Annotated in this window: 14 protein-coding genes and 5 tRNA genes; 6 read left to right on the forward strand and 13 right to left on the reverse strand. The window is 40.4% G+C overall.

Annotated features, from left to right (window positions below; genetic code table 11):
- Positions 1–30 precede the first annotated feature (30 nt).
- Together J7338_RS16990 and J7338_RS16995 are read left to right on the forward strand one after the other, a co-directional pair.
- Complete coding sequence (locus J7338_RS16990) at positions 31–822, forward strand: trypsin-like serine protease (protein ID WP_210798174.1); 792 nt, start codon at positions 31–33, stop codon at positions 820–822.
- 148 nt (positions 823–970) lie between these two features.
- Entirely contained in the window at positions 971–1,864 is an 894-nt protein-coding gene (locus J7338_RS16995; protein WP_228733019.1) for an alpha/beta hydrolase, read from the forward strand.
- 326 nt (positions 1,865–2,190) lie between these two features.
- Here the strand turns inward: J7338_RS16995 and ppiD are convergent, their stop codons facing one another.
- The 11 genes from ppiD to J7338_RS17050 all read right to left on the reverse strand — a co-directional run bounded on the left by ppiD (position 2,191) and on the right by J7338_RS17050 (position 11,723).
- On the reverse strand, positions 2,191–4,095 hold the full coding sequence (gene ppiD, locus J7338_RS17000; protein WP_210798138.1) for a peptidylprolyl isomerase: 1,905 nt from the start codon (positions 4,093–4,095) through the stop codon (positions 2,191–2,193).
- A gap of 171 nt (positions 4,096–4,266) precedes the next feature.
- Positions 4,267–4,569, reverse strand: coding sequence for an HU family DNA-binding protein (locus tag J7338_RS17005; RefSeq protein ID WP_338052509.1), 303 nt, complete (start codon positions 4,567–4,569; stop codon positions 4,267–4,269).
- 185 nt (positions 4,570–4,754) lie between these two features.
- Complete coding sequence (lon, locus tag J7338_RS17010) at positions 4,755–7,115, reverse strand: endopeptidase La (RefSeq protein ID WP_210798140.1); 2,361 nt, start codon at positions 7,113–7,115, stop codon at positions 4,755–4,757.
- Between the two features lie 150 nt (positions 7,116–7,265).
- Entirely contained in the window at positions 7,266–8,549 is a 1,284-nt protein-coding gene (clpX, locus tag J7338_RS17015; RefSeq protein WP_210798141.1) for an ATP-dependent protease ATP-binding subunit ClpX, read from the reverse strand.
- A gap of 134 nt (positions 8,550–8,683) precedes the next feature.
- Positions 8,684–9,301, reverse strand: coding sequence for an ATP-dependent Clp endopeptidase proteolytic subunit ClpP (gene clpP, locus J7338_RS17020; protein WP_145241466.1), 618 nt, complete (start codon positions 9,299–9,301; stop codon positions 8,684–8,686).
- A 165-nt stretch (positions 9,302–9,466) separates the two neighbouring features.
- Positions 9,467–10,771 (reverse strand): trigger factor, encoded by a 1,305-nt coding sequence (tig, locus tag J7338_RS17025; RefSeq protein WP_210798142.1) that lies wholly within the window; start codon positions 10,769–10,771, stop codon positions 9,467–9,469.
- Positions 10,772–11,101: 330 nt separating this feature from the next.
- Positions 11,102–11,178, reverse strand: a tRNA-Pro gene (locus tag J7338_RS17030).
- Between the two features lie 68 nt (positions 11,179–11,246).
- Positions 11,247–11,323: transfer RNA gene (locus J7338_RS17035), tRNA-Pro, on the reverse strand.
- 17 nt (positions 11,324–11,340) lie between these two features.
- A tRNA-His gene (locus tag J7338_RS17040) sits at positions 11,341–11,416 on the reverse strand.
- Between the two features lie 23 nt (positions 11,417–11,439).
- Positions 11,440–11,516 (reverse strand) — tRNA-Arg (locus tag J7338_RS17045).
- A 130-nt stretch (positions 11,517–11,646) separates the two neighbouring features.
- Positions 11,647–11,723, reverse strand: a tRNA-Pro gene (locus J7338_RS17050).
- A gap of 350 nt (positions 11,724–12,073) precedes the next feature.
- Here J7338_RS17050 and folD point away from each other — a divergent pair.
- On the forward strand, positions 12,074–12,928 hold the full coding sequence (gene folD, locus J7338_RS17055; protein ID WP_210798143.1) for a bifunctional methylenetetrahydrofolate dehydrogenase/methenyltetrahydrofolate cyclohydrolase FolD: 855 nt from the start codon (positions 12,074–12,076) through the stop codon (positions 12,926–12,928).
- Positions 12,929–13,006: 78 nt separating this feature from the next.
- Here folD and J7338_RS17060 read toward each other — a convergent pair whose 3' ends face one another.
- Positions 13,007–13,897, reverse strand: coding sequence for a DMT family transporter (locus J7338_RS17060; RefSeq protein WP_210798144.1), 891 nt, complete (start codon positions 13,895–13,897; stop codon positions 13,007–13,009).
- Positions 13,898–14,068: 171 nt separating this feature from the next.
- On the reverse strand, positions 14,069–15,448 hold the full coding sequence (gene cysS / locus J7338_RS17065) for a cysteine--tRNA ligase (protein ID WP_210798145.1): 1,380 nt from the start codon (positions 15,446–15,448) through the stop codon (positions 14,069–14,071).
- 150 nt (positions 15,449–15,598) lie between these two features.
- Here cysS and J7338_RS17070 point away from each other — a divergent pair, with 150 nt between their 5' ends.
- From J7338_RS17070 to J7338_RS17080, 3 genes are all read left to right on the forward strand, one after another.
- Positions 15,599–16,090 carry a peptidylprolyl isomerase gene (locus tag J7338_RS17070; protein ID WP_182762578.1) on the forward strand — a complete coding sequence of 164 codons (492 nt, stop codon included), beginning with the start codon at positions 15,599–15,601 and terminating at the stop codon, positions 16,088–16,090.
- Between the two features lie 89 nt (positions 16,091–16,179).
- On the forward strand, positions 16,180–16,923 hold the full coding sequence (locus tag J7338_RS17075; protein ID WP_210798146.1) for a UDP-2,3-diacylglucosamine diphosphatase: 744 nt from the start codon (positions 16,180–16,182) through the stop codon (positions 16,921–16,923).
- 48 nt (positions 16,924–16,971) lie between these two features.
- A complete protein-coding gene (locus J7338_RS17080) occupies positions 16,972–17,751 on the forward strand; it encodes a substrate-binding periplasmic protein (RefSeq protein ID WP_210798147.1) in 780 nt (259 codons plus the stop codon).
- Positions 17,752–17,763 lie beyond the last annotated feature (12 nt).

A 17,763-nucleotide genomic window follows, 5' to 3' on the forward strand; every position in this document is an offset into this window, starting at 1 on the left:
AGCTCCATCCTAAATAATCATGGACGAATTTTGAAAGCTTGGCTTCTCCTCTTTTTGTGTATTTTTTCTATTGCTAGTCATGCTGTTATCAAAAGGCATGATGTTCCCGCTGAAAACTACTTATTAAATGATGCACCGAAATATCTCATTGACTTGCCTCACGAGGGGCACGGAGTATTAATTAATGAACAATGGGTTGTCACTGTGGCACACACTATTTTTTATGACTATAGAGGTAAAGAGTTAAAAATTGGTTTAAACCACTATCAAATAGAAAACGTGTTTATTCACCCTGAGTTTAAAAAACCGAGTAAAAGTCTATTAAGTGGTGATTTAGCACCTTTAATGAGCTTTTTAAAAGCCAGAAGCGACATCGCATTAATCAAGTTATCGAGCCCAGTAAGCAGTGTTCAGCCTGTTAGTCTATATAAAAATACAAATGAGGCAGGCAAAGTAATCACTGTATTTGGTAAAGGCGCTACTGGTGATGGACTCAAAGGCGAAGTGCTTGAAACTAAATCATCAAAACAATTAAATCAATTTCAGAATATTGTAGATGGCGCGCAAGCAAATTGGCTGACATTCAAGTTTGACAAACCACCCAACGTTTTGGCTTTAGAAGGAATGCATGGCTCAGGGGATAGTGGCGGACCTTCTATAATCTATCGAGAGAACAAACCTTTTTTAGTGGGGCTTTCTAGCTGGCAATTTGCATATGGTGACATTTCCGATTTTAAAGCTGGATTGTATGACACTACCGCTTACCAAGTAAGGGTTTCAAGTTATGTAAATTGGATAATGGAAATAATGCATCATGAATAGCATTCCCCATTATTTGCCTATAACTCGATGTTATTTCGATATTTAAACTCAAATTTAAAATAGAATTATGAAAAATTTAACACACCTATTCATGCTAGTGCTTTGTATTTTCTTTTTGTCAGGATGCACTTCAATGGGGAGTTACGTCATGTCTAACCCTGACGTGTATCTTTCTGAGGCTGAGCTAATAAAAGTAAAGCCAAGTGAAATTGGTTTTGAAAAAAACACTTTTTGCGCCGCTAATTCTTCGCAATGCATTACATACTTGGCTGCTTCAGCTTATCAAACTTCTGATTTTCCAACTGGAAGTGCACCCTATTACAACCTTCATGCGACAGGTAATGGTGTTGAAAATACTATTTCACATAGAATGCCACCTGCTACATTTAATCGGTTTAAAGGCACCGTATTGCTACTACATGGTTACGGTGGTAGCAAAGAGGTAATGATGGCTACGGCTATCTATTTTAGAGCTCTTGGCATGGACGTTGTGATCCCAGACCTGTTTGGCCATGGGGAATCAACAGAAGCTTTTGCCTTCGCTGCAAAAGAACATACAATTTTAAACGAACTACTTGCACAGTTATCTTTAAAACAAACTGATAAACGCACTATTGCAGTGGGCCATTCTATGGGGGCGCTTACAGCTACAAATCTGTTATCTTCAAAATACATTAACGCAGCTATTTTACTGGCACCCATGATGAGCTTTGAGCTGGCCGCCAAAGAATACTTACCTTACAAGTCTCCTCTACTGAACAAACTGTTTCAAAATCAGCTAGATGATATTGTTAATCAAACGATGACTAACGCAAAAGTAACGGTTCAAGAAACTGACTTACTTTATAAGCTCAAAGGGACTGAGAAGCCTGTGTTGCTAATAAACTCAAATATAGATACTCTTTCGCCTCCAGCTTATTTTTCGTCAATTCAAAACGAACTGGTAGAGAAAGTTGTATTTAAAAATCGCTCACATTCAAGTTTAATGGTGTTTGATAGTAATGATATAAGTGAAGTTGAAAGCTGGTTGCTGAAGTTATAAAAGCAATTTCGTTGGGTTTTCGTTGCTCTTAACCTCTTTGTGAATAAATCACTTAATTGGCTTTCCCGTAATTCAGCATACATCAAAGAAAAAACACTCGATAATGTCTTGTTTCTATTGCAGACTGACAGGGTATTTTTTCGTTGGGTTTCGTTTCACTCAAACCAACCTACGCGTGTTCCATAAAAGCAAGCGCGAGGTAAGCTCGCACCAACAACACCACACTCCCCTAGTGCCTTTTCCCTTTAACCTTTGACCTTTAACTTTTATATTTTGCTCACAAAAAAAGCGCCAATTGGCGCTTTTTTAATGTGCTTGATTAAAGCTTATTCTGCAGCAGCTTGCGCTTTAGGTAAGTTTAATTCTGCATTTGCTTTTAAAGCGTCAATGAATACCATGTAGTTTTTGTTAACTTGGGCCATAGTAATATTTTGCTTAAGCTGAGCGTCAATTTCGCCTTCAACAGTCGCGTTAGTCACTGTTTTAAGTGCTACGATTGCTGCGTCACCGTTGTTAAGGTCAACTTTTTCAACTACTGGCGTGTCAGTTGGGTGTGCCATTTTAAAGGCATGTTGAACGATTGCAGGCGAAACAGTGTAAGCTTGACGAGTCAATGCCGCCTCTTGACGAAGTTCTAAGCTTTGCTCAGTTACTAGGTCATTTAAGCTCTTGCCAGCTTCAATTTCAGCATACAGCGTTGTTGCTTTTTCTTTCGCAAGCTCAGATGCTTTTTCACTAACTAAACGTGCCTTAATTTGCTCTGATACATCAGCAAGTGCTTTGGTTGCAGCTGGTACATGCTCTTTAACACGTACTACCACAACATGCTCATCACCTACTTCGATAACTTCAGAGTTCATTTTATCTTCAAGCACATCTGGTGAGAAGATTGCAGCTAATACCGCTGGTGTATTAAGCGGCGCAGGTAGAGAATTACGGTCAACTAATGCTGTTGTTTGTACTTCAACACCGGCAACTTCTGCAGCATCAACTAAGGTATCTGAAATTTCAAATGCAATAGCGCCCATTTCTGTTTGCTTTTCATAGAATGCATTTACTTTTGCAGTGCGCTCAAGTTCAGTACGTAAATCAGCTTTAACAGCGTCATAAGCTTTAACCTGTTTACTTTGAATATCAGTTAACTGAATGATGTGGTAACCAAACTCAGATTGTACTACATCTGAATAATCGCCTTTATTTGCTAATGCGAATGCCGCATCTTCAAACGCAGGATCCATCATGTCGCGTTCGATCCAGTCTAAATCACCTCCCATTTCAGCACTAACGGTATCATCAGATGATGATTCAGCTAATGCAGCAAAGTCAGCGCCTTGCTGTAGTTGTGCTAATAAGTCTTCTGCTTTTGCTTTGGCGGCATCATCGTCTTCGCTGTTATCAACTAAGATATGCGCTACACGGCGTTTTTCTGGTTCAATGTATTGCGCACTATTTTGCTCGTAATACGCTTTAACGTCTTCTTCGCTTACATTGGTATCAAGTGTTAGGTTAGCTGCATTTAAATCAATGTAGCTTACTGATACTTGCTCTGGCGCTAAAAATTGTGATGTATTCAAGTCATAGTAATCAGCAATTTCTTGCTCGCTTACAGCGACATTTTCTTGTAACGATTCTTTACTGATCACAACATAGTCAATACTGCGTGTTTGTTGTTGTAGTGCTACAGCACTGGCCAGTTCACTATTTAAGGCAAAATCAGTACCTGCAACCGCTGAAATTAGCTGGCTGCGAGTCATCTCTTCACGTAAATATTCACGAAATGCATCTGGCTGGAAGTTCATTTGACGAATAACTTGTAAGTAACGATCGTTATTAAACTGGCCACCAATTTGGAAGTATGGCAGTTCTAAAATCGCTTTTTTAACACTTTCGTCACTAACACGTAAACCGAGTTCTGCCGCTAGTTGTGTTTGCAATTCTTGTTGTACTAGACGGTCAACAACGCCTTGACGAATTTGTGCCATGTAATTTGGATCAGCGGCAATTTGTGCAAAGTATTCGCCAAATTGTTGCTCTAAACGTGCACGTTCGTTTTGGAACGCACGGCTAAATTCGGTTTGGCTAATTTTAACTCCATTTACTTCAGCTACGGGCTGCTCTGTGGTTTGACCTAAATAACCACCGATCCCTGCTAAGGCAAAAGATAAAATCACCGCGCCTAAAATAACTTTAGCTACCGGTCCTTGCGAACCTTCTCTGATTTTCTCAAGCATTTATTTATCTCTATTCTATTCGAGGCAGAAATCGCCTTGCTTATGTAAAAAAAGCGTATCTTACCAGATACGCTTTTTCACTTGAAGCAGTTGGCGAGAAAGAACGTTAATTAAGCTGTAAAAGCGATTAACTTCTTACACTGCCAAAACTAACTCACTAAAGAGCAGTGATTAGGCATTACATGCATCTTTAAGCGCTTTGCCTGCTTTAAAAGCCGGGATAGTCGCTGCAGCGATTTGAATTGCCTCGCCAGTTTGTGGGTTACGGCCTGAACGAGCTGCACGTTCACGTACTGAGAAAGTACCGAAACCAACTAATGCTACAGAATCGCCATCTTTAAGAGCGCCAGAAACAGCCTCGATGAATGAATCAAGTGCACGACCCGCAGCCGCTTTAGAAATGTCAGCATCAGCTGCGATTTGATCGATTAATTGAGATTTATTCACAATATCATCCTCTTTCATTGTTATTATCAAGAGCGATTGTTTTTTAAACTAACATCACTATTTTGAAAATTTTAGAGCAAACTTTTTCATGCTCATACGATTGTAATTTTTCTTCAGCCTAGGCCACATAAGGCCTAGGCCTGAAAACCAGTGCTTAACTTATCATACCACCTAGATTTGAAAAGCCCTTTAAAGCACTTTTTTTCGCTTTTTTACTGGTTTTTTGATGTTTCGACTGAAAAACTCTCAACTGGGTGTACCAAAGCCAGTTTTAAAACCTCATCAATCCACGTAACTGGGTGAATATCAAGTCCTGCTAATACATTGTCAGGGATCTCTTTTAAGTCACGTTCGTTAATTTTTGGAATAATGACCGTTTTAATTCCACCACGATGGGCAGCTAATAGCTTCTCTTTTAAGCCACCAATTGGTAAAACTTCACCACGTAAAGTGATTTCACCCGTCATAGCAACATCTGCACGTACAGGGTTACCTGTAAGACTTGATACTAAACCTGTGACCATCGCGGCACCGGCACTTGGTCCATCTTTTGGAGTTGCCCCTTCCGGTACGTGAACATGAATATCTCGTTTTTCGTAAAAATCACTGTTAATACGAAATGCATCAGCGCGATTACGTACAACTGTCATCGCTGCTTGAATCGACTCTTGCATTACATCGCCTAGCGACCCAGTGTAGCTTAGTTTACCTTTGCCTGGCACTGCGGCACATTCAATGGTCAACAAATCACCGCCCACTTCAGTCCACGCTAAACCTGTTACTTGGCCAATGCGATCGCCGTCTTCAGCTTTACCGTAATCATAGCGCTGCACACCTAAGAAATCTTCAAGATTGTCAGCGTCAATAGTGACTGTTTTGGTGCCTTTTTCAAGCAATATGTTCTTCACCGCTTTACGGCATAACTTAGATATTTCGCGTTCTAAATTACGTACACCCGCTTCACGCGTGTAATAACGAATAATGCCGATGATTGCACTGTCTTCGATGATTAATTCGCCATCTTTTAAGCCATTGCGTTTAACTTGTTTAACAATTAAATGTTCTTTGGCAATATTTAGCTTTTCATCTTCGGTATAACCCGATAACCGGATCACTTCCATCCGATCCAATAACGGACCGGGAATGTTAAAGCTGTTTGATGTAGCAACAAACATTACGTCAGATAAGTCATAATCGACTTCTAAGTAATGATCCGCAAAATGGCTATTTTGTTCAGGATCAAGTACTTCAAGTAATGCTGAAGCGGGATCGCCACGCATATCTGATGACATTTTGTCGATTTCATCTAATAAGAATAATGGATTTTTAACGCCCACTTTACTCATGTTTTGAATCAACTTACCTGGCATTGAACCTATGTAAGTACGACGGTGACCACGAATTTCTGCTTCATCACGCACACCACCTAGTGCCATACGAATATACTTCCGCCCAGTAGAGCGAGCAATTGATTGACCTAATGACGTTTTACCAACACCAGGAGGACCCACTAGGCACAAAATTGGCCCTTTGAGTTTATTGGTACGCTGTTGCACGGCGAGGTATTCAATAATGCGTTCTTTAACTTTATCAAGACCGTGATGGTCGCTATCTAAAATCTTTTGTGCGCCCGCTAAGTCTTTTTTCACTTTCGAACGTTTTTTCCATGGCACATTAATTAATGTGTCTATGTATGAACGCACAACCGTAGCTTCTGCCGACATCGGCGACATCATTTTAAGCTTAGCAAGTTCAGAGTTGGCTTTTTCTTGTGCATCATTGCTCATACCCGATTCTTCAATGCGCTTTTTCAGTGCTTCGAATTCATCTGGTACGTCGTCAAGCTCGCCTAATTCTTTTTGAATAGCTTTCATTTGCTCATTGAGGTAATACTCACGCTGCGACTTTTCCATCTGCTTTTTAACGCGGGTACGAATTTTTTTCTCAACCTGCAGCAAATCGATTTCACCTTCCATCAACGCCATTAAATATTCAAGACGTTCTGTAACATTGGTGATTTCGAGTACTTTTTGCTTTTCAGGCACTTTCAGCGGCATGTGCGCTGCCATAGTATCGGCAAGACGCGGCGCTTCATCAATGCCACTAACCGAGGTTAACACCTCTGGTGGTATTTTCTTATTAAGCTTTACATAGCCTTCAAATTGACTGACGGCACTGCGAATAAATACATCTTGCTCTTGCTCATCAATTTCTTCTGAACCAATAAACTGCGCATTAGCAACAAAGAAGTCTTCATTATCAATAAAGCTTTCTAGTTTTGCTCGCTGTGTGCCTTCAACCAGTACTTTAACTGTGCCATCAGGTAATTTAAGCAATTGTAAAACGGTAGCAATGGTTCCCACACGATAAATATCATCTTGCTCTGGTTCATCCACGGTCGCGTCTTTTTGCGCAACAAGGAAAATTTGTTTGTCTTTATCCATTGCCGCTTCAAGGCATTTTATTGATTTTTCACGGCCTACAAAAAGCGGGATCACCATGTGCGGATATACCACGACATCGCGCAGTGCTAGCACCGGGATTTCGACTCGATCTGTTCTCTCAAGCGTCATTATTTTTCTCTTCGCTCTTCATTTATTTTAAAGATTACTCAAGTATATGGGGATAACCTAAGTAAAGTTCAACAATTTAACGCAACTGGATTAAATAAATTATAAAAAAAGGAGCACTAGGCTCCTTTTTATTATCAAAATGAGTAAATTTTACTCAGATGCCGCTTTATCTTGGCTGGCACTTTGATAAATCAAAATAGGATCTGATTCACCTTTGATCACGGTATCGTCAATCACGACTTTGCTGACGTTTTCCATTGAAGGAAGTTCGTACATAGTATCAAGTAATACCGCCTCAACAATTGAACGAAGTCCACGGGCACCTGTTTTACGCTCCATCGCTTTATGAGCGATAGCACGCAGTGCGTCATCACGGAACTCAAGTTCAACGTCTTCCATACCAAACAATGCACCGTACTGTTTTGTTAAGGCGTTTTTAGGCTCATTTAAAATTTGCACTAAAGCCGACTCATCAAGTTCAGTTAAGGTTGCCACAACAGGTAAACGACCGATGAATTCTGGGATCAAACCATATTTCACTAAATCTTCTGGCTCAACATCTTTAAATGTTTCACTCAAAGATCGGCTCGCCGCAGATTCTTTTACGTTTACCCCAAAACCGATACCGGTATTTTTATGGCTACGCTGCTCAATCACTTTATCAAGACCAGAGAATGCGCCACCACAGATGAATAAGATTTTAGAGGTGTCTACCTGTAAAAACTCTTGCTGTGGGTGTTTACGTCCGCCTTGTGGTGGCACAGATGCCACTGTACCTTCAATTAGTTTAAGCAGTGCTTGTTGCACGCCCTCACCAGATACATCACGAGTGATCGACGGGTTATCTGATTTACGTGAAATTTTGTCAATCTCATCAATGTAAACAATACCACGTTGCGCTTTTTCTACATCGTAATCACATTTTTGTAGCAATTTTTGGATGATGTTTTCAACATCTTCGCCCACATAACCGGCTTCAGTTAGTGTGGTTGCATCAGCCATTGTAAACGGCACATCTAATAAACGCGCTAACGTTTCAGCTAATAATGTTTTACCACTGCCGGTTGGGCCAATAAGTAAGATATTACTTTTGCCTAACTCAATATCCGTTTTACCGGTTTGATTACGCAAACGTTTGTAGTGATTGTAAACCGCTACTGACAGTACTTTTTTGGCGTGATCTTGACCAATAACATAATCATCTAAATGATTACGAATTTCTTTTGGTGCAGGCAGTTTATCAGAGGTATTGTGCTTTGGCGCAATGTCTTTGATCTCTTCCCTGATAATGTCGTTGCATAGCTCAACACATTCATCACAAATGTATACTGAAGGGCCAGCAATTAACTTACGAACTTCATGCTGGCTTTTGCCACAAAAAGAGCAGTATAACAATTTATTACTTTTGTCGCCGTCTGTAGGAGTGTCAGACATTCAGCTACCTCATCTTATTCGTTGGCTGCCAAACTACTTAGCAGCTATTTCAATACGCTTAACTATACCAAAAAATATTGGTTTTCACAGTGTAAACAGCTCAAGCTAGCACCGTTAGTTACCAGCTTATATTTTTACTTGCTGTCGCGACTAGTAAACACCGCATCAACTAAGCCATAATCAACAGCTTGGCTGGCGCTCATGAAGTTGTCACGATCTGTATCTTTTGAAATCACATCTAATGGTTGCCCGGTATGCTCTGCCATTAAACGGTTTAATTTATCTTTAATAGACAAAATTTCTTTGGCGTGTATTTCAAAATCAGATGCTTGACCTTGGAAACCGCCTAATGGTTGGTGGATCATCACCCGCGAATTAGGTAAACAATAACGTTTGCCTTTTGCACCAGCAGTCAATAAAAATGCCCCCATGCTCGCCGCTTGGCCAACACAAATAGTGCTTACATCTGGTTTAATGAAATTCATGGTGTCATAAATCGCCATACCCGCAGTCACTGAACCGCCTGGCGAATTAATATATAAAAAGATGTCTTTTTCTGGATTTTCTGATTCTAAAAATAGCATTTGCGCTAAGATCAGATTAGCCATGTTGTCTTCAACTTGACCTGTTAAAAAAATGATTCTCTCTTTTAATAGTCTCGAGTAAATATCATACGAGCGCTCGCCTTTCGCTGTTTGCTCAACAACCATAGGTACTAATGCATTGAGTGGATCTGTAATACCAGTGTTCATATTTATCTAATTCCTTATGCGCTTATACTTATCCTTATTATAAGAAAAGCATAGTTATTTTTTGGCGAAATTGAAGGCCACAAACTAAAATGGCTCGGGCACACTGCATAATACAGAGCAACACGAGCCATTTAATCGTTAGCGAGGGCTTAAGTCAATGACTTATTAAGCACCTTGCTGTGGATTCATGATGTCATCAAATGCTTTTTCAACGTCAGTCACAGTTGCTTTAGCTAAAATAGCTTCAACAGCTTGCTCTTCCATTGCTACATTACGCATTTGTTGCATAAGTTGATCATTTGCTTTGTAGTATTCTACAACTTCAGTTGGATCTTCGTATGCAGAAGCTACTGTTGCAATTAATGCTTCAACTTTTGAATCATCAACTTTGATCTCGTTCGCTTTAATTACTTCACCTAATAATAGGCCAGTCTTAACGCGTGTTACTGCTTGTTCATGGAACAATTCTGCTGGAAGCTCAGGCATGTTTTTAGCGTCGCCACCAAAACGTTGTGCAGCTTGTTGACGTAGTGCATCAATTTCTTGATCTACTAGCGCTTTAGGCACGTCGATTTCGTTATTAGCTAAAAGACCTTTAATTGCTTGGTCTTTCACGTTAGCTTTAACCGCTTGGTCAAGTTCACGTGTCATGTTCTTTTTAACTTCTTCTTTAAGAGCGTCAACGCCGCCTTCAGTTACACCAAACTTAGTTGCGAATTCTTCGCTAAGTTCAGGTAGCTCTTGCGCTTCAACTTTCTTCACTGTGATAGTGAATTGAGCTGCTTTGCCTTTAAGATTTTCAGCATGGTAATCTTCAGGGAAAGTTACGTCAGAAACAACTTCTTCGCCTGCTTTTTTACCAACGATGTTATCTTCAAAACCTGGGATCATACGACCTTGACCAAGTTCTAATGGGAAGTCTTCAGCTTTTCCGCCTTCGAATACTTCACCGTCGATAGTACCTACGAAATCAACCGTTACACGGTCTTTCTCGCCAGCAGCGACATCAACTTCAGCCCATGATGCATGTTGCTTACGAAGTGTTTCTAGCATATTTGCTAAATCTTCGTCAGTTACAGTTACAGCTGGTTTTTCTACAGTGATTTTATCTAAACCTTGAACTTCAACTTCAGGGTAAACTTCAAATGTTGCAGAGAATTCTAAATCTTTACCTGCTTCAAGTGCTTTAGGAGCAAATGTTGGTGCGCCAGCAGGGTTAATTTTTTCAGCTACGATAGCTTCATAAAAATTACGTTGCATTACTTCGCCAGCAACTTCCTGGCGAACTGCGCTACCGTAACGTTTGTTGATTACAGACGTTGGTACTTTACCAGGACGGAAACCATCAATACGCTGGGTTTTAGACAGTTGTTGTAAGCGTTTTTTTACTTCGGTCTCAACGTTCTCTGCAGGAACGGTGATGGTCAGACGGCGCTCAAGGCCTTGAGTCGTCTCAACAGAAACTTGCATGATATACCTCAATCTTCAATTTTGGCGACTGTTCGCCTTCCTTACAAACACGGTAATCACTATGCGTTTTGGCACGTTTAAAGTCATTTATGCGACTTATCAACCCCATCTTCACTATAAGATACCAATGCTGCTCTGCCCTTCGGGCACTATGTTAAACAATAGACGCGGCATTATAACCTAATATTTATGATAGTCGAGTCTAGGGGGCAATTATTTGGTCAGATAGCGGATTAAGCAAGCATAGAGGATGAAAAGTAGGCGTTCTAGCTATCAGAATAGATCTAATCTTTAGTTAAGAGATAGTTTTTAGGAGTTTATTTTAGAAAGTGGTCGGCGATGCAGGATTTGAACCTGCGACCCCTTGGACCCAAACCAAGTGCGCTACCAAACTGCGCTAATCGCCGATATAGAAGTGTTAAACTTCGTTTTAATGAACACTCAAACTTTGTATTTGAGACCACTTTTGAGAAAGTGGTCGGCGATGCAGGATTTGAACCTGCGACCCCTTGGACCCAAACCAAGTGCGCTACCAAACTGCGCTAATCGCCGATATTCTTTTTTGTAAATGGGGTGACTGATGGGGCTCGAACCCACGACAACCGGAATCACAATCCGGGGCTCTACCAACTGAGCTACAACCACCGCTGTATTTACATATTTTCGAATGGCGCACCCAGAAGGATTCGAACCTTCGACCGACGCCTTAGAAGGGCGTTGCTCTATCCAGCTGAGCTATGGGCGCATCGAAAACTTCATAGTTTACCAATAAGCCAATCTATTATAATAGAAAGTGGTCGGCTTTTCAGCACTTAACCTGTGACTGCATGGGATATACCCAAACCAATCATTACCATTCTTTACAATTTAGAAAGTGGTCGGCGATGCAGGATTTGAACCTGCGACCCCTTGGACCCAAACCAAGTGCGCTACCAAACTGCGCTAATCGCCGATGCTTACTATTGCCTGCGAGTGACCTCGTTGACAACGGGGTGCATAATAGTGATTTGACCGTGTCAGGTCAAACCTTTTTTTTAGAAAATAAATCAATCGGTCATTTTTAGTTCACAATGGTTAAATATTGTGAGGATCAGCTAAAATTTCAACTCTTTTATATAATTAGCGGCTATATCAGAAAAGCAACTTGGCGCATTAGCGCTTTTCTGCGAAAATAGTAAGCGTATTAAAAACGAGTAGTAGAGAGCATGTTCTTTATTAGCATTATAATTACCCCTATTTCTGTATGCATTCGTTTTTTAAAGTATCGGTATTAAGTTAACTAACCCCAATTAAAGGTCACCCATGACGGCAAACATCATCGATGGTAAGGCAATAGCTAAACAAGTACGCAGTGCAGTAGCACAAAGAGTAAGTGAACGTGTTGCAAACGGTTTGCGTGCACCTGGACTTGCAGTTGTACTTGTAGGGCAAGATCCTGCAAGCCAAGTTTATGTAGGTTCAAAACGTAAAGCCTGTGAAGAAGTTGGCTTTATTTCTAAATCATTTGATTTACCAGCAGATACAAACGAGCAAGCGTTATTAGATTTAATTGATGAGCTCAATAACGATGCACAAGTTGATGGTATTTTAGTACAACTTCCTCTTCCTGCTGGTCTTGATGTTGAAAAAATCCTTGAGCATATCACTCCACTCAAAGATGTTGACGGCTTTCACCCTTATAACATTGGCCGTTTAGCACAACGTATGCCAGCCCTTCGCCCTTGTACGCCAAAAGGTATTATTACACTGCTTGATTCGACCGGTGTAAAATACAAAGGCATGCATGCAGTTGTTGTTGGCGCTTCAAATATTGTTGGTCGTCCTATGGCATTGGAACTATTACTTGCTGGTTGTACAACCACTGTGTGTCATAAATTTACACAAGATTTAGAAACTCATGTACGCCGTGCTGATCTGTTAGTTGTGGCAGTTGGTAAGCCTGAGTTTATTCCTGGAGATTGGGTTAAAGAAGGCGCAATTGTGATCGATGTAGGCATTAATCGTTTAGATAGCGGCAAATTAGTCGGTGACGTACAGTATGATATCGCTGAACAAAAAGCACATTTCATCACGCCAGTACCAGGCGGCGTAGGCCCAATGACAGTAGCAAGCTTGATTGAAAATACCCTTGAAGCCTGTGAAAAATACCATAGCTAATTAGGCTCTAACGTCGCATAAAGAATTAACAAAGGGTTGCTGTTTAGCAACCCTTTGTTGTTAAGAAAAACAGCTTTGTTAGACTATTTTAGCTGAGCGCTGGCGCCGTGTTAGTTTTAACAATTGCGGCAGCACAGAGAAGAAAATCATTAAAACCATTATCGTATATTGCCAAACTTGATAGTGCTCACTTAGTAATACCACGGCGCAAATAATACCTGCGATCGGATTAGCAATCGTACCGAAAGTAAACTCAACCACGGTCATTCGGCCAAGTAACCAAACATACAAGATATACGCAAGCGCTGTATTTGGCACAATTAACCAAAATAATGCTAGCCACTGTATTGAACTGACACCATTAGCAAGTACTTGATATTGTTGTGGCTCAAAGTATACAGCTTGAGTCATTGCTACTAATGCTAACACTGATCCGCCAATGATCAGCTGCCATGTTAATACCGTCCACCAATGAGTATGGGTAGATATTCTTTGCACTAAAGTACTACCAACAACAATTGTTAACAACGCACCTATTAAAGCGAATACTCCTAATGCATTAATCGTGACATGCTGGGGATCAAATAATCGCCAAGCCAAAATAACTAATACAAGTGCGCACACAGATTGCAAAAATGCTGGGCGCTGCTTTTTAAAAACCCACGCATAAATCAACGCAACTACAGGCACAGAGACCATACCAACACCGGCAATTGCCGCCGGTAAATTAACCGCCATAATAAAAATAAAACTAAAAAACAGGGCAATATTAACCACAGCTAATAATACTAAACCGCGCCACTGTTTTGCTTTAGGCCATGATGGTTTAAGCACAAATAACAGTAAACCCGCAGGTAATGCTCGCAACGCGCCAAGTAATATTGGCGGCCAATCAGGGGTGGCATATTTAGTGACCGCATAGGTGGTGCCCCATAAAAAAGCAGGGATCATGGCAAGAAAAATATTCATTTCATTCCTTTCAAAATAACTAATAAACGCAAAGGTAAAACCTAAGGTTAAGTTGAGGTCAAGCTAGAAAAAATAAAAAGGCTGCCAAATTGGCAACCCTTTATAACACTTACTAATATAATACTTACTAAAATACGTCTTATTCAGCAATGCCTATTTGACGGTAATTAATTACGCTTTACGCCATGTAGTTTTACCTGCAGAGTCTTCCAGTATCACCCCAAGTGCATTTAAAGCATCACGCGCTTCATCAGCCGCAGCCCAATCTTTACTCGCGCGTGCTTCATTACGCTTAACTATTAACGCTTCTATTTGGGCAACTTCGTCATCTGCTTGGCCACCTTGTAAAAATGCCTCAGGTGCTTGTTGTGCAATCCCTAATACTTCACCAAGGCTGCGCAGTACAAATGCTAATTTACTTGCTTGCGCTGCATCAGTGTCTTTTAAGCGATTCAGCTCTTTGGCTAATTCAAATAACACTGGTAATGCTTCTGGTGTATTAAAGTCGTCATCCATTGCTTTTCTAAATTTAGCCACATGTTCATTTGTTGCTAAATCACAACTGATAGGCTCAACACCACGAAGTGCCGTATAAATACGCTCAAGCGACGAACGTGCTTGATCTAAGTTCTCTTGCGAATAATTCAACTGGCTGCGGTAATGACCAGAAATTAAAAAGTAACGTACTGATTCAGCGTCATATTCTTTAAGTACATCGCGAACAGTAAAGAAGTTGTCTAATGATTTTGACATCTTCTCTTTATTTACTTGTACCATACCCGTATGGATCCAGGTATTGACGTACTTGCCGTTATTTGCACAGCATGATTGCGCAATCTCATTTTCATGGTGTGGAAACTGTAAATCTGAACCACCGCCATGAATATCAAAATGCTCACCTAAATGCTTTGAACTCATTGCCGAACATTCAATATGCCAACCTGGACGACCTTCGCCCCACGGTGATGCCCATGATGGTTCACCCGCTTTGGCTTTTTTCCATAACACAAAATCAAGTGGATCATCTTTATCTTGTGCTACTTCAACACGCGAACCGGCTTGTAGCATAGTTAAATCTTGCTGTGACAATGCACCGTATTGCTCAAACGTTGAGACGTCAAATAAAACATCGCCGTCGGCTGCAACATAGGCGTGGCCTTTAGCAACTAGTCGTTCAACCATTTCGATAATTTCATCCATATGGCCGGTAACCGTCGGTTCAATGTCTGGACGCAACATGTTAAGGCTATCAAAATCTTCATGCATTGCTTTGGTCATACGCACAGTTAAGTCGTTAATCGCTTCGCCATTTTCATTCGCACGCTTAATGATTTTGTCATCAATATCGGTGATATTGCGCACATACTTTACATCATGACCAATGTGACGAAGATAGCGTACGATCACGTCAAAACTTACAAATGTACGGGCATGACCAATATGGCAATAATCATAAATGGTGATACCACACACATACATGTCGATCTTGCCGTCGACCATAGGTTTAAATTGCTCTTTTTGACGCGTGAGTGTGTTGTATATATTTACCATTTATTTTAAGTCCTTGACTATTTACTTGAATCGCTATGTTAACACTTGAAAAGCCCCTGCTCTAGCGCTTTATCAATTGAATAAGCACTTTGTTAATCTTAGCTAACTAAGATAAAATAGCGGCAAATAAATCAGCTAATAGGAAACCACATGGTTGTTCTACACACAAATTTTGGTGATATCACCATTAACATGCACAAAGAAGATGCGCCAAACACAGTTAAAAACTTTTTACAGTATGCTAACGCAGGCTTTTACGACGGCACTATTTTTCACCGTGTGATTGATGGTTTCATGGTACAAGGCGGTGGTTTTGAGCCTGGTATGACACAAAAAGAAGTGCATGATCCTATTCAAAATGAAGCAAACAATGGCCTTTCTAATAAGGTTGGTACGCTTGCTATGGCACGTACTCCTGATCCACATTCAGCAACAGCACAGTTTTTCATTAACGTGAATAACAATGACTTCTTAAACTTCAGCAGCGAAACATCTCAAGGCTGGGGTTACTGTGTATTTGCTGAAGTTGTTGAAGGCATGGACGTAGTAGAAAAAATTAAAGCCGTTGCTACAGGTAGCACAGGCTTTCATCAAGACGTACCTCTTGATGACGTTATCATCACAAGCGTAACTGTAAACTAATAGTACGCTTACCCACGTAACGTGGCGTTTTAGCGGGTATTTATGTTATGCATATATGCCCGCTTTATTTATTTTTAAAAGACTTACCTATGACTCGCCAAACCTACTTTATTGCCGACCTGCATTTAAGTGAAAATCGCCCCGATATCAGTGCAGCTTTTTATCAGTTTTTAGACACGCATATTATTAATAAGGATGTAGACGCGCTATATATACTCGGTGACTTTTTTGAAGTATGGGTAGGTGATGACTATGTAACAGCACTCTCAACTGAAGTTGCAAAACATTTAAAAGTAGTGAGTGATAACGGCACCCCAGTATATTTTTTGCATGGCAATCGTGATTTCATTATGCGCGATAAATACGCCAAACAAGCGGGCATGACTTTATTGCCTGAACAAATTGTTATTGATTTATATGGTACACTCACCGTTATTTTGCATGGCGATGAAATGTGCACACAAGATATTGAATACCAAAAATTTCGTAAAAAAGGCCGCAGTTGGTGGTGGCCAAGATTAATGCTTGCTATGCCACTGTGGTATCGTCGTAAAGTTGCGCAAAATGCCAGAGAAAAATCAAAGCAAAATCAAACCGGTAAAGCGCTTGAAATATTAGATGTTACTGAACAAGCGGTACTAGCAACATTTGCAAAACACCAAGTAAAACATATGATCCATGGCCATACTCATCGCCCTAAAGTGCATCATTATGAAGTAGATAAGCAAACACTCACTCGCACAGTGTTGGGGGATTGGTATACTCAAGGTTCTTATTTAGTCGTTACCGCGCAGACACAAGAACTTGTAAGTGAGCCATTCGCACAAATATAAAATATTGTCTACGCTTACGATATTGCTCGTTTTTTAATACTGGTCGTAATGCTTAAATTATTTTTCATACTTATTTGTTTACTTTACGCAAGCCATACATACAGCCAAGATAAATGGCTTTTTGTTACCGAGCCTTTTCCCCCGTATTTTTCAGAGCAACTGCCACAACAGGGTTGGTTAGCTGATATTGTTGTTACCGCATTAGCAAGCCAAGATATTGAAGCTAGCATTGAATTTACAACTTGGGCTCGTGCACTAAGATTACTTGAAAAAAATAAGCGAACAGCCCTTTTAGGGGCTTATTATAGCGCCGAGCGAGAAAAAATATTCCACTATTCACGACCATTAGCAAATTCATTTACTGGATTATTTAAACGAAAAAGTAGCACAATAAACTACGATGGTAGTTTAACGTCACTACTGCCATACAGCATAAGTAAAGGTAGCAATTATGTAATTAGCGAAGATTTTAGTCGTGAACACAATTTGGTCATTACAGCGACTAATGACTTGATCAGTAGTCTACGCGTATTACAGCTTGGCCGCGTTGACTTAGTCGCAGGCACCAAAGAAGTCGGTGAGTATTGGTTAAACAATCATCCACAATTACAAACAGGACAGCCAATCGTATATATCCATCCTCATTTAGCATCCCACCGCCTGTATATTATTTTTTCCAAATCTGCTGCGCAAAGTAAACAACAATTAATACAGTTAGAAAACGGTTTCAATACCATTATCAATAATGGCGAGGCCGCACAAGTCCTTCTACGCCATGGCTTTTCAGAGGCTAAGACTGAGCAATACCTACAGTTTTTAAAACGTTAAAAGCACAAATAC

The organism is Pseudoalteromonas ostreae, from assembly GCF_018069805.1.
GTDB lineage: Bacteria > Pseudomonadota > Gammaproteobacteria > Enterobacterales > Alteromonadaceae > Pseudoalteromonas > Pseudoalteromonas ostreae.

Bases quoted from the DNA above. Each gene is read 5' to 3' on its own strand.
- J7338_RS16995 (WP_228733019.1), top strand. From the start codon at position 971: ATGTCTAACCCTGACGTGTATCTTTCTGAGGCTGAGCTAATAAAAGTA.
- ppiD (WP_210798138.1), bottom strand. From the start codon at position 4,095: ATGCTTGAGAAAATCAGAGAAGGTTCGCAAGGACCGGTAGCTAAAGTT.
- lon (WP_210798140.1), bottom strand. From the start codon at position 7,115: ATGACGCTTGAGAGAACAGATCGAGTCGAAATCCCGGTGCTAGCACTG.
- clpX (WP_210798141.1), bottom strand. From the start codon at position 8,549: ATGTCTGACACTCCTACAGACGGCGACAAAAGTAATAAATTGTTATAC.
- clpP (WP_145241466.1), bottom strand. From the start codon at position 9,301: ATGAACACTGGTATTACAGATCCACTCAATGCATTAGTACCTATGGTT.
- tig (WP_210798142.1), bottom strand. From the start codon at position 10,771: ATGCAAGTTTCTGTTGAGACGACTCAAGGCCTTGAGCGCCGTCTGACC.
- folD (WP_210798143.1), top strand. From the start codon at position 12,074: ATGACGGCAAACATCATCGATGGTAAGGCAATAGCTAAACAAGTACGC.
- J7338_RS17060 (WP_210798144.1), bottom strand. From the start codon at position 13,897: ATGAATATTTTTCTTGCCATGATCCCTGCTTTTTTATGGGGCACCACC.
- cysS (WP_210798145.1), bottom strand. From the start codon at position 15,448: ATGGTAAATATATACAACACACTCACGCGTCAAAAAGAGCAATTTAAA.
- J7338_RS17070 (WP_182762578.1), top strand. From the start codon at position 15,599: ATGGTTGTTCTACACACAAATTTTGGTGATATCACCATTAACATGCAC.
- J7338_RS17075 (WP_210798146.1), top strand. From the start codon at position 16,180: ATGACTCGCCAAACCTACTTTATTGCCGACCTGCATTTAAGTGAAAAT.
- J7338_RS17080 (WP_210798147.1), top strand. From the start codon at position 16,972: ATGCTTAAATTATTTTTCATACTTATTTGTTTACTTTACGCAAGCCAT.